Source organism: Streptomyces thermospinosisporus, from assembly GCF_039526425.1.
GTDB lineage: Bacteria > Actinomycetota > Actinomycetes > Streptomycetales > Streptomycetaceae > Streptomyces > Streptomyces thermocarboxydovorans.
In genome coordinates, this window is record NZ_BAAAIZ010000046.1 from 22057 (window position 1) to 31557 (window position 9501).

Sequence of the window (9501 nt, forward strand, 5' to 3'; positions counted from 1 at the left end):
CCCGGCCTTCACAGTGTCTTCATGCCTCCTTCACGAAGGCCGGGAGCGCATGCGTGACTTCACCCCCCACCGAATGGATGGAGACCCCATGGCAACGGGCCTGCTCCTGACCGCCGCGGCGGCGTCCGCGCTCCTCACCGCCGCGCTGCCCGCGCACAACCCGTCCTCCGGTTTCGTCGACCCGCCGCCGGACAAGATCGTCATCAAGGTCGCCACGGTGAACGGCTCCGGCTGCCCCCAGGGCACCACCGCGGTCGCCGTCTCCGAGGACAACACGGCGTTCACGGTCACCTACAGCGACTACCTCGCCCAGGCCGGCGGGGACTCGCCCCCGACCGCCTTCCGCAAGAACTGCCAGCTCAGCCTGATCGTCCACGTCCCGCACGGCTTCACCTACGCCGTGGCCAGCGCCGACTACAGAGGCTTCGCCTCCCTCCAGAAGGGAGCCACCGGCACCCAGAGAGCCTCGTACTACTTCCAGGGCTCGCCGAACACCGAGTACCGCAGCCACCCGTACTCCGGCCCCTACGAGAACAACTGGCAGGCCACCGACGAGACCGACTGGGCCCAGCTGGTGTGGGCCCCCTGCGGCGTCCAGCGCAACTTCAACATCAACACGGAGCTGAGAGTCAACCCGGGCACGGCCCGCGACAAGGTCAGCTTCATGACCATGGACTCCACCGACGGAGACATCAGCACCATCTACCACCTGGCCTGGAAGGAGTGCCCCGGCAAGAAGAAGTAGCCCCGGCAGAGAGCAACGACCCACCCCCTGACGGGCGGCCCGCCGCCACCGGCACCCGGCGGGCCGCCCCTGCCCCTCTTTCGGGCGATGGCGAGACGGCTGCTTTCAAAGTAGTTTCAAAGTCATGGGCACCGAGAACGCGGCCGTGAACTTCTCCGAGCTGGTCAACAAGAACAAGAAGACACTCGCCCGGCTCAAGGAGACACCGAGACTGCTTCTGCACCGCAGGGACGGCGAGGATCTGGTCCTCACCACCGCGGCACGGGCCGAACAGGACCAGACCGTGGTGTCGGCGGCGACCCGGATGCTCGCCGCGATCGCACGCCGCGAACCGGGCAGCATGGAGCTGCTTCTCGACCTCCTGCCGGACGCCTTCCCCTGGGTCCGCTTCCTGCCCGAGTCCGATCTGCACGCCTTCGCCGTCGAACTCGTCGACACCATGCGCGCTGCCGACTCGGTCGGCAACAGCGCCGCCGTCGCCCAACTGCTCATCGCCTGGCAGCACACCGCCGAGGTCCACTCCGACCCGGAGCTGCTGGCCGCCCTGACCAGGGACCACGACGAGGACTACGGCCCGGCCCCGGACCCGAGGGGTGCCGCATGACGCCGGCCCGCGGCGACCGCGCCGCACCTCCGGCCCCGCGCGGCCACTGGGAAGTCCGCTTCGCCGACGCCGCCTCGGCCAAGGGCTGGGAGAGCCTCGCCCAGCAGGCCCGCGAGAACACCTACCGCGCCTGGGTCAGCATGCGCACGGAACCGAGGCCGGAGACGCCACGGCACCACCGGCTCAAGGGGAGCCTGGCGCACGGCACCTGTCGCGGGCAGACCTGCGAGCAGTGGCAGATCGAGGTGACCGGCGGCGGCCGTGTCTGGTACCTGCCCGACACCGCCCGCGAGACCTGCTGGATCACCTTCGCGGGGACGGCACACCCCCGCGCCACGGACCGGCGCTGAGCCGGTACGGCCCAGGCCGCGCTCCGCTCCCCTCTTCTCTTCCCCCCCATTGCCGGAACCCGGCAACCTGCAAGAGCCCGGGGCTGCCGTGCGCCGGGCTGATGCGGATGGCTGCCGGCCCCGTAGCGTCGGTCTCACCGAACGGCAGTGCGACGGTGGGAGGTACGGGTGCGGAAGACGGTCCGGGTGTGGCAGGCGGCGCTTCCCGTCGGCATCGGCCTTGTCGTGCTGCTGGTCTGTGCCTGGCTGTTCAGCACCGTGCCGGACCATCAGGCCGAGGAGCGCGCGTACCGGGCCGCCAGGCCGGTCTCCGTGCCGGCCAGGGTGGAGGCGAAGGTCGACGAGGTCTGGGGCAAGAGCACCCGGCACTGGCTGCATGTCACCGAGCGCGGCAGCGAGCGGCGGCTGCGGATGAGCGACGTCGGCGACGACATCTACGGGCGTGTGCGTCCCGGCGACCGGGTGACCGTCGAGTACTGGCGCGGCGAGATCCGCGCGGTGACCTTCGACGGCGTCACCCAGCAGACCCACGAGTCCCCGATCGGCGACTGGCGGATGCCGCTCGGCATCGGGCTTGGGCTGGTGCCCGTGGGTGTGCTGCTGGTGTGGACCGGCTGGTACTACCGGTACCGCTACCCGACCGCCCCGAAGGGCCGGCACACGCTGATGCCCGGCGCGGTGTGGGCGGCGGGCTTGATGGAGGGCACCATCGCCTTCCTCGCGTCCGGAGCAGACACGGTCCGCGACGCGCTCCTGGTGGCCGCCTGCGGCATCCCGCCGTCCGCCGCGATCGGTGCGCTGACCTTCTGGCTGGTGTGGCGGCGGATCCGCAAGGCGGACGACACGTCGGACATCGTCCCCGTCGTCCCGGCCTCCCGGATCACGGTGAGCGCGACGGTCCACGGCGACGTGCCGTACAGCCGCTACGGCTGCAACCTGCTGGTGCTGGGCGACGGCCCGCCCGCGACCACCCCGGACCCGGCCGGCCGTGTCGCCCGCGTCGAGCTGCCGGACACGCTCACGGTGGAGCGCGTGCGAGGCTGGCGCCTCGGCGAGGACCCCGATGCCTGGCCCGGCGCCTACAAGTACAACGGCGTGGTCATCGAGTGCCGCGACGGCGAGAAGCAGGTCCTCATCGCCAGCCGGAGGCGCGATGCGCCTGTGATCCTCGGCGTGCTGCTCAACCGCGCAGCCGCCGGTGAAGCGGTGCAGACTTGATCCCCATGGCCCCGGACAAGGTGGAGGGCTGCGACGACGACATCGACGGCTGCGAGAACTGACAAAGGGTGCGCTGTCAGGCGCGCAGTCGTGTGAGGAACTCGGCCCAGGCGGTGGGGGAGAGGGCGAGCTGGGCGCCTTGCCGGTCCTTGGAGTCACGGACGTGGACGGTGGTGGGGCAGGTGGCCACCTCTACGCAGTCACCATCTCCGCTGCTGCTGTACGTGGACCTGTGCCAGGCAACGGCGATCTCCACGCAATCGTCGCCTGAGCCGCTGCTGTAGCTGCTCTTGAACCATGCCAGGTCTGGCGCGTTCATAGGTCCCCTCGCATCCGCTGCAACAGGCTCATAGAGTCCAGAATGGTGAGAGCCTGTGAACGCATCCTGGCATACCGCCGCTGAAGCACGCTGATTGCTTTCGAGTCAGTGATGAGATGCCCGCTGGCCTGGCCTTCGTTGTACACGAACCACTTGTTCTCCGGCGTCTCCAACAACCGGATGGGGCCATGCAGCCCAGCATGCGACGCGCGCACCAACGGCATCACCTGGATCGTGACATTCCGGAGTTGGGCAAGGTTCAACACGTGGTCGATGAGCTCCCGTGTGACCGCAACACCCCCGGTGCGGCGCAGAAACAAGTGCTCCTCGAGGATGAAGCTGAACGTGGTGTTGGGCGCTCGCGGAGCAGCCTTTGTCGTTCAGCGCGTGCCGTCCACTGAGCCTCGATCTGTTCGTCGCTCAGGGGCGGCAACTCGTCGATGAACAGCTGACGTGCATACTCCTCCGTCTGCAACAACCCAGGAATCATCCGGCACTCGTACGTGTATAAGGTGATGGCCACCTGCTCCAGCCGCGTCCACCGCCGGAACCACGCCGCCAGCCCCGGCTGCCGGGCCAGGCACCCCGCCGCCCGTCGCAGCGCACCCGTGTTGCCCAGTGCTTCCTCCGCGCGTTCCACGAACGCCTCGTCTGGCATGCGCCGGCCCAGCTCCACCGACGCCACCGTGTGTTTGGAGTACCGGACCAGCTCCCCGAACTGCTCCCTGCTCAGCTCCGCGTGCTCGCGCAGGGCCTGCAGGACCGCCCCGAACGTCCGCAGACTGTCCGACGACTCCGGCTCGCTCGCCCCCACCGCACCTTCGGCCACGCTCGGTCACCTCCCGGAGTCATGGTCACGGTAGGTGACCAGTACTGTCCAGCGGGGGACCGCGTACGCAGTCGCAGCGTACGCGGTTTTGACCTGGAGAAGTGCCCGTTCCGGCCGCCAGATTGGGGCGCATGACCCAGACGACCCCGGTTACCCTACGTGTGTTCACACAGCGTTTCAGCTCCACCTCGCGCGGCGCCCGCCTGGCCCGGCATCTCGCCGTGACCCAACTCCACGCCTGGGGCATCCCGTACGGCACCCATGTCTCCGATGCGGCGGCGCTCATCGTCGCCGAACTCGCCGCCAACGCCGTCACACACGGACGCGTGCCGGGGAGGGATTTCGAGCTGTGCCTCACTCACCTCGCCGACCGGCTTCGCACCGAGGTGACGGACACCCACAGCGGGCCGCCGTGCCCCGCCGTACGACCCACGCGCACGCTGGACGAGCGCGGACGCGGTCTGCTGCTCGTCGGTGCCCTCGCCGACCGCTGGGAGGTGGCCGACGGCATGCCGCCCGCCAAGACCGTCCTAGCCGAGATCGATCTCGGTCGGCCTGTCGCCTCCTGACGCACGGGACCTGCGTATGCGGAGAGCACGCAGGCCGCTCCCGAGGGCCTTCCCTCAAGCCTTGCTTCTCAGCCAGTCGACGATGCGGTCGTAGACACCTGGCTCGTTGAGGAGGGAGCCTCCGTGGGCGGACCCGGGCACTATGCGCGTCTGAATCCGGTTGTCGGGGACCCCCTTGGCCTCGGCTGTCGCCTCCAGGTCGGTGGAGTGGGATGGCGGTACGAAGTCGTCCTCGGAGTGCACCAGGTACATGGAGGCGTCGCCCGGGTCGACCCAGTTCTTCGACACCATGCTGCGCCAGGTGCCCCAGCACGAGGGGTGATGGCTGGTGGAGGTGTCCTTCGCGTCGGGGTGGCAGCGCGCGAGGAGCACGGTGTTGTCACGCAGCTTGCGCTTCTTGGCGTTCGTGGAGTTGTTGCCGTCGTTCCACGCTCGGTAGGGGGAAGCGACGGGAGACAGAGCGACCACGCCTTTCAGCTTCAAAGCGTTGCTCCCGCGGGTTGCCGCGTCGGTTGCCAGCTGACCGCCGGCCGAGGAACCGAGCAGCACGACGCGGTTGGGATCAGCGTCGAACTCGGCGGCGTGCGAGCGGATCCATGCGACGGCGTCTGCGATGTCGTCGCGCTGGGCGGGCCAGCCCGCATCGAAGTTGAGCCGGTACTTGACGGCGAACACCTGGAAGCCCTCCGCTGCGAAACGCTCAGCCCAAGAGGACCAGTCGGTCTGGTGGTACCAGTAGCCGCCGTGGATCAGCACAAGTACGGGCTTGGGGCCGGAATTGCTCTTGTTCCAGCGAACGTCGAGGGTCTGGCGCGGGTGATCTCCATACCGATGGGCGGAGTTGATGGAAGCGGCCTGCACGGCCGGGGTTGTGTGGGGGCCACCGTTGTCCGGGGCCGGCGACATGATGGTGGAAAGGGCACCGGCGCCGGTCAGGGCGACGGTGAGTGCGGGCAGCAGGATGCGTCGCATGACATGTGCTTTCGGGCAGGAGGAACGCGAACGAGCGGCATCGCTCCCGTGGCATGCGTCGTGCCACGGGAGCGATGCCGGCTGAACCGGGTTGTGTCACCGGGCCGGAGGATCAGCGGATCACGGAGCCGAATGCCTTCCCGGATGCTGGGAGGCCGCCCGCGCCCGGCCGGAACGTCGTCACCGGCTGGGTCGCACCGTTCACGACGTTGGCCCATGGCACCGCATGTGCCGACCCGTACGAGACCGGGCCGTTGGGAAGACCGAGGTAGAGCTCGGACCCGGTCGCGTGGATGGCGGCGCCTACTTTGTGCCCGTTACCCAGGGCCCCGGGGATGCCGAACTTGCCCGGGTACACGGTGGCGATGAAGGTGCCGTTGGTCAGGCTGAAGGTGTACACGGTTCCGCCGTCGGTGGCGCCCGGGCTGTCCTCACCGGGCACGCCCACCGCGAGCAAGGTGTTCTGTGCAGTGCTGACCGCCCCGGGAGCGGTGCTCACGGCGGACAAGGTCTGCCCGAATGCGTCCCCGTCCTCGGCGCCGCCCGGAATGCCGGCGACGCCCTGGTAGAGGCCGGAGATCTGGGTGAACCCGGAGGTGGTGACACGGAAGGTGTCGACGCGGCCCGCGTTGGCGGCTTTCGCGCCGTCCTCGCCCGGTGAGCCGATCGCCAGGATCGATTCGGTGCCCGTGGCGGAAGCGTCGGGACGGTACTGGGCCAGGGCCACCGAGGCTCCGAACCGGTCGTCGGCTTCCGCTGCGCCCTCGACAGTGTCGAGGTCCTGGTCGAGGCCGGCGATCCCGGTCGGCAGCTTGTCGGAGTTGAGGGTGTGGCTGAACAGGGCTACGCCGCCGGCGGAAGCTTTTGAACCGATGGCTTCGCCCGGGGCACCCACCGCCAGGTGCTGTGGAGACCCGGCAATCGCGGAGCCGAACCTGTCGCCCACCTCTATGGCCCCTGGGACACCGGGCTTGTCCGGGTGGATCAGCACGTTGGCCGTGCCGGTGCCCCGCAGGTACAGGACACCGCCCGCGTCTGCCAGGTTGCGGGAGGCATCCTCGCCGGGCGCACCTATGGCAAGGTACGGGTCCCCGGAGAGAGTTGTGCCCGCGGCCAGCGCGTGGCCGAACCGGTCGCCGGACTCGGCAGCCATCGAGGCGAGAGCGCCGGTGCCGGAGCCCTGCTCGAGGGCGACGGCCGGAATGCCGGCGGCCAGTCCGGACGGGGCACCGTAGAGGATGCTGACCAAGCCTGCGTCGGTTGCCGTTCCCAGGTCCTCGGCCGGGGCGCCCACGACGAGGTCGGTGCAGCCGTCGAGGTTGTGGTCGAACGTGGCGAGCGACGAGCCGAACCGGTCGTTCGGCTCCGAGCCGCCGGGCACCGCGTTCAGGTCCTGACTGATCTCGGCCGTGCCTTTGCCGCCCCCGTACACCACCCGGACCAAGCCGGCGGCTGTGTCACCGCCGACTGCCGCATCGGGATCGGCGATCGCGGTGTCGCGTATTCCGTCGCAGTTGAAGTCGCTGATGCGAGCCGCGCTCGTCGTGGCCTGAATCCATGAGACCAGGTCGTCAACACGGGCGGCGATGCCACCGGTGCGGGTCTCCTGCGCGTCGACTCCGAAGCAACCACCCTGGTACGAACGGCTGCTGACCGCCACCAGCTGGTGCTTGCCGTCCGCCGTCCGGACCAGGGGACCACCCGCGTCGCCCATGCACGCGGCGGCACCGTCCTTGCCGGTGACCGTGGCGGTGGTGGCCGTGGAGTCGTCCACGGTGAAGGCACCGGTGTGCAGCTTCAGCGGTGCCCACTCCGTCTTGATGCGCCCGTACCCGGCCAGCTGCAGCTCCTCACCGGCAGCCGGTGCGGTGGTGGCCAGGGAGATCGGGGCGATTCCGGTGACCGGGCGGTCGAGCCGCGCCAGTACGGCATCCCGGTCGGTCCGTGGCACGAGTTCGACGACGTCGCGTACTGCCCCGGTGGTGCCGATGAGGTCCGAACGCCCGATGGTCGCAGTGGTCTTCCGCTGCGGCTTGCCGGGCTGCGCGGAGCCACTTGCGGGGTTGTCGGCGAAGCAACTGGCTGCGGTGAGCAGCCAATCGGCGGAGACCAGGACGCCGGAGCAGCCACGGTGGTGATCGCCGACGATGATCTGTGCGGTATAGGCGTATGTGGACTCGGAAGCCGGGACGGCGGGTCCGGTAACGGCAGCTGCCGGAACGGCGGTCAGGGCGAGCAGAGATGCGACCAGCGCGGCGGAGCGCACAGGTCTGCTGTTTCGTATCACGTTGTTCCTCAGTGGAAGATGGGTGAAAGGCGTTCAGGCAGCCGCTACTTGGAGGTCCTGATCTCCACCAGCACGTGCCGGCGACCCTGCTCGTCCGCGCTCTCGCCCACCGGTGTCCAGGTGTTCTTCTCGATGTCGAAGGACTTCTTCTCGGTCCCGACGGTCATGTCGACCTCGGTCGCGTAGTTGTTGCCCCTGATGGCGTAGACGGCCGGGATCTCCATGGTCAGTCGGCCCGAGTTGCCCACGGCCTTGAAGCAGATCCTGTCCTTGTCGCGCGCCCAGACCTCCAACAGGCCGCTCTCGCCGGCACAGTCGGCGAGGGTGATGTGGCCGTCGCCGCGCTTCAGGACGATGTTCCGCTCCGCGAGGATCCTGTCGGCCTGCGGGTACGCGAAATCCTCGACGGCGTATCCCGGTGCTTCATCCGCAACCGGCGTGACATCGTCCGGCCCCTCGGCACGAGTCGTGCCGCTCGCCGTCAAGCTCCAAGCCAGTACCCCCGCAGCCATCGAGGCCGCAGCGGTGGCCACCCATCTCTTACGCTTCATTCAACTTTCCTTGGTGAAAGGCTCCGGACGGTAAGCCGGAGCACGATTTCCGTTCAAGCGCTGCTGAAGACTCAGGCGCCTACATCTGCGTGACTGTCACGCCGTGCTGCCGGCAGGCAGACGCGACGTCGTGGGCGAAGTCATCGCCCAGCGCCGCACGGGAGACGGAGAAGTCGCGCCAGATCAGCTCAAACGGGGGAGTGCCTCCCTGCTGCGCATTACGCAGACAGTCCAGAAGTCCGCCGTGGCTCGATCCGAAGTATCCGCCGGTTCCGTTGACGGCTTCTCCCAGTGCGCAGAAAAATGCTTCCCTGGAGGTGATCTTTGTGCCGTCGAGAACGGCTGTTGATCCGGTTCCGTACCGGGTTGCCGCTTTGCCTGCGGTGAACCAGGCGTTCTGGACGACGTGCAGCCAGCTCGGGTGCCATTCCGGAGGCTGCCGGGCCCACTCCCCGTACTCGATCCCCCTCGCCCACTTCTTCCAGATCTCCCCCGCCTTGGGGTACTCCCAGGTGTACCCCGAGAAGTCCAGATCCGGGTGCCGGTCATCGCCGACGTGCGGTAGTTCCTGGAAAGCGGCCAGGACCCTTCCGAGGTAGTACTTTCCGATCGGCTCCCCGTGGCGGTCGAGGACGTGGAGCTCTGCTTCTTCGATCTTCTTCCGGGGCATCTCCGCTCGGTGAACTCTGATGAGGGTGAACTTCTCCACTGTTTCGGAATCGTGTTCCACGAAGAAGCCTCGGATGTCCTCGGACGTCACCAGGACTCGGCTGGAATCCTTCGCAGTGATTCGGTACAGAATCATTCGACCGGCCTTACTTCTTGGTCCAACCCCAGTCCGGGAAGTGCGGGGCGGTGAAGCGCTGAATCTTCTTGTAGTGCGTGGATGTCCAACCGATTATCTCGACGCCGTTCGGAAGCGTCTTGACCAAGATTCTCTCAGCCTCCGTGCCGCCCGGGACCCTGTATTCTTTGGCGCCCTTCCACTTCTCATATTGATCCGAAACGGTTTGGGTTCTGGGTCGTTGGTGGGGTGTGAGTGATCTGGTGGGGGACG

General features: G+C 68.2%; 10 protein-coding genes and 1 pseudogene. 5 read left to right on the plus strand and 6 right to left on the minus strand.

The genetic code is table 11. The annotated features are described in order from the left end of the window. Nucleotides 1–88 precede the first annotated feature (88 nt). The 4 genes from ABD207_RS17020 (at nt 89) to ABD207_RS17035 (ending at nt 2917) form a co-directional block, all read left to right on the plus strand. Nucleotides 89–745: a DUF4360 domain-containing protein gene (locus tag ABD207_RS17020; RefSeq protein ID WP_344013899.1), complete on the plus strand. Its 657-nt coding sequence runs from the start codon at nt 89–91 to the stop codon at nt 743–745. Between the two features lie 124 nt (nt 746–869). Next, complete coding sequence (locus tag ABD207_RS17025; protein ID WP_343999212.1) at nt 870–1349, plus strand: hypothetical protein; 480 nt, start codon at nt 870–872, stop codon at nt 1347–1349. Beyond that, on the plus strand, nt 1346–1699 hold the full coding sequence (locus ABD207_RS17030; RefSeq protein ID WP_344013901.1) for a hypothetical protein: 354 nt from the start codon (nt 1346–1348) through the stop codon (nt 1697–1699). Before ABD207_RS17025 ends, ABD207_RS17030 begins: the two co-directional genes overlap by 4 nt. Nucleotides 1700–1867: 168 nt before the next feature. Then, the gene (locus ABD207_RS17035; RefSeq protein ID WP_344013903.1) at nt 1868–2917 is read left to right on the plus strand and encodes a hypothetical protein; all 1050 of its coding nucleotides are present in this window, start codon (nt 1868–1870) and stop codon (nt 2915–2917) included. 76 nt (nt 2918–2993) lie between these two features. Here the strand turns inward: ABD207_RS17035 and ABD207_RS17040 are convergent, their stop codons facing one another. Together ABD207_RS17040 and ABD207_RS17045 are read right to left on the minus strand one after the other, a co-directional pair. After that, the gene (locus ABD207_RS17040) at nt 2994–3236 is read right to left on the minus strand and encodes a DUF397 domain-containing protein (RefSeq protein WP_344013905.1); all 243 of its coding nucleotides are present in this window, start codon (nt 3234–3236) and stop codon (nt 2994–2996) included. Next, nucleotides 3233–4065 (minus strand): annotated as a pseudogene (locus tag ABD207_RS17045) (helix-turn-helix domain-containing protein). Before ABD207_RS17045 ends, ABD207_RS17040 begins: the two are co-directional and overlap by 4 nt. A gap of 131 nt (nt 4066–4196) precedes the next feature. On the opposite strand from ABD207_RS17045, the gene ABD207_RS17050 reads away from it, so the two are divergent. Continuing rightward, nucleotides 4197–4634: an ATP-binding protein gene (locus tag ABD207_RS17050; RefSeq protein WP_344013907.1), complete on the plus strand. Its 438-nt coding sequence runs from the start codon at nt 4197–4199 to the stop codon at nt 4632–4634. A gap of 54 nt (nt 4635–4688) precedes the next feature. Here ABD207_RS17050 and ABD207_RS17055 read toward each other — a convergent pair whose 3' ends face one another. The 4 genes from ABD207_RS17055 to ABD207_RS17070 all read right to left on the minus strand — a co-directional run bounded on the left by ABD207_RS17055 (nt 4689) and on the right by ABD207_RS17070 (nt 9204). Continuing rightward, nucleotides 4689–5606: an alpha/beta hydrolase gene (locus ABD207_RS17055; protein WP_344013908.1), complete on the minus strand. Its 918-nt coding sequence runs from the start codon at nt 5604–5606 to the stop codon at nt 4689–4691. A gap of 112 nt (nt 5607–5718) precedes the next feature. After that, the gene (locus tag ABD207_RS17060) at nt 5719–7872 is read right to left on the minus strand and encodes a trypsin-like serine protease (RefSeq protein ID WP_344013910.1); all 2154 of its coding nucleotides are present in this window, start codon (nt 7870–7872) and stop codon (nt 5719–5721) included. Between the two features lie 65 nt (nt 7873–7937). After that, a complete protein-coding gene (locus ABD207_RS17065; RefSeq protein WP_344013912.1) occupies nt 7938–8444 on the minus strand; it encodes a hypothetical protein in 507 nt (168 codons plus the stop codon). A gap of 79 nt (nt 8445–8523) precedes the next feature. After that, nucleotides 8524–9204, minus strand: coding sequence for a barstar family protein (locus ABD207_RS17070; protein WP_344013913.1), 681 nt, complete (start codon nt 9202–9204; stop codon nt 8524–8526). Between the last annotated feature and the right edge of the window lie 297 nt (nt 9205–9501).

Excerpts from the sequence above, each read along its gene's own strand:
- ABD207_RS17020 (WP_344013899.1), top strand. The coding sequence starts at position 89 with ATGGCAACGGGCCTGCTCCTGACCGCCGCGGCGGCGTCCGCGCTCCTC.
- ABD207_RS17025 (WP_343999212.1), top strand. The coding sequence starts at position 870 with ATGGGCACCGAGAACGCGGCCGTGAACTTCTCCGAGCTGGTCAACAAG.
- ABD207_RS17030 (WP_344013901.1), top strand. The coding sequence starts at position 1,346 with ATGACGCCGGCCCGCGGCGACCGCGCCGCACCTCCGGCCCCGCGCGGC.
- ABD207_RS17055 (WP_344013908.1), bottom strand. The coding sequence starts at position 5,606 with ATGCGACGCATCCTGCTGCCCGCACTCACCGTCGCCCTGACCGGCGCC.
- ABD207_RS17065 (WP_344013912.1), bottom strand. The coding sequence starts at position 8,444 with ATGAAGCGTAAGAGATGGGTGGCCACCGCTGCGGCCTCGATGGCTGCG.
- ABD207_RS17040 (WP_344013905.1), bottom strand. The coding sequence starts at position 3,236 with ATGAACGCGCCAGACCTGGCATGGTTCAAGAGCAGCTACAGCAGCGGC.
- ABD207_RS17050 (WP_344013907.1), top strand. The coding sequence starts at position 4,197 with ATGACCCAGACGACCCCGGTTACCCTACGTGTGTTCACACAGCGTTTC.